Below are 1,891 nucleotides of genomic sequence, written 5' to 3' on the forward strand. Positions count from 1 at the left end.
CCAGAAGTACCGGCCAAGCCATCCCCCTGCGACACCGCCCGTGGCTTAGTACTGATCAATACAAAAAAACCGCAACTTAATGAGGTACAACATCTATTAAATTATTGTGACCAGTTAAAGCCTCATGATCCCCAAGTATATTTACTGCATGGTTTGTTGGCACGCTCACAAAAAAATTATTCCGCAGCCATACGCTGGCTTGAGCAAGCAAAAAGTGCTGCTCCTGACAATGATCCCGTACCAACCCAAGAATTGGCACTAACCTATGAATGGTCTGTACAACTAAAAAAAGCACAAACCCTTTATCAGGAACTACTCCATAAGAACCCTAAATCGCGACCTGCATTATTAGGCGCTGCGCGCGTTGAAACAGCCGAATATCACATCCACATTGCCCGCCTTATTTATACCCAATTGCTAACGACCAACCCTAAAGATGTGGACGCATTAAATGGCATGGGGAGGTTGCAAATGACCGATAAAAAATTCAAACAGGCACGCACTTATTTTAATGAGGCACTGCAATTAAAACCCGAAAATAGCGATTCAATGCTCGGCTTGGCACAACTTAATAACTCGACGCGTTATATGGCCAGTTTTAATCAAGGACAGTATCGCGTCCAAGGCCAACAATCGGATAGTAGTGTGTTATATGGGTATGCCGACATTAATGCCACCGACCGCATAATCGGTATTGCCACACACAACAGCAAACAACTACAATTAGATCTAACCGTTGAACCAACTGTGTTGCCAAATAACAGTATTTTTCTCGGCTACCAGCACCAAATGCCGGGAAAATACGGTTGGGGTATGAGTTATGATGTTCGGCAGCATAATAGCTTACCGGTAGAATCACGGGCTGGTGGAACTGGGAATATTTACCTGCTTTCCGCATTACAGTGGTTTGGTGGGTTTTGGGCTGGTTTTCCATCACCATGGAACAATCAACTTTATTTTTCCGGCCTCACATACTACACCAAACTCCCAGTTAATATAAGCGTAACCGGCTTTTGGGGGAACCAAGAGCTTGGAGGACAAACCTCTACCTATGTAGTTGATCTCAGTAGAGAATTGGCAAATTCTGCTTTTTATAACCTCGGCGCATCTTATAATTCAACGCAAAAATTCTGGGGCTATCATGGGCGCATTATTTGGCCTACCTTCAAACATCAAGCAATTGAAGGCTCTATAGAACATTATAACTTTAACGCCATCACTATCTTTAGCGTAGGTTGGCGTGTGTATTGGGCCTAATCACTATCCATGGTTGTTCAAGAAAAATACCGAAGTGCCGGCTTAGGCTATAATTAACTAATTGGTTTTATTGATTTAGAAGCAGTCTAGGGAGCGCATATTAATGAAAATTTTACTTACAGGAGCAGGCGGTGCTGCTGCCATTAGTGTTTGGAAGAGCCTTGGCCAAAATCATGAAATTTATATGGCAGATGTCGATCCCTGTGCTGCTGGTTTATATCTGGTTCCTCCTGCACAACGATTAATAATCCCACATGGCAATGCCCCAGAATTTACACCTATATTACGCCAAGAATGTCAAAGACGGCAAATCGATTTACTCATTCCCACCGTAGATGCCGAATTAGCACCTCTAGCGCAACAAGCAGCATACTTTAAAGAGCTAGGCATCAAACTGCCATTAAGCTCTGCAGCGTCTTTACAACGCTGCGCGGATAAATACGCGCTGTTAACTCATTGTCAAGATAGCGGTTTAACGCCGCAATTTGCGTTACTAACGCCACAAACAAATTTAACTAAATGGCAATTCCCCTGCTTTGTCAAGCCCCGTCGTGGCTCTGGTTCAAATGGCGCCATGATCATTAACCATCCGCGGGAACTGGAACTAGTACCCAAAGACAGCAGCTATTTAATT

2 protein-coding genes are annotated in these 1,891 nt (G+C 43.8%); both read left to right on the plus strand.

The annotated features are described in order from the left end of the window. The coding region (locus LDG_RS19560) for a tetratricopeptide repeat protein (protein ID WP_158307867.1) at positions 1-1,257 on the plus strand (1,257 nt) is incomplete at its 5' end. 103 nt (positions 1,258-1,360) lie between these two features. Continuing rightward, on the plus strand, positions 1,361-1,891 hold a 531-nt coding region (locus LDG_RS19565; protein ID WP_199484653.1), incomplete at its 3' end, for an ATP-grasp domain-containing protein.

This window comes from Legionella drancourtii LLAP12, from assembly GCF_000162755.2.
GTDB classification, from domain to species: Bacteria; Pseudomonadota; Gammaproteobacteria; order Legionellales; family Legionellaceae; genus Legionella; species Legionella drancourtii.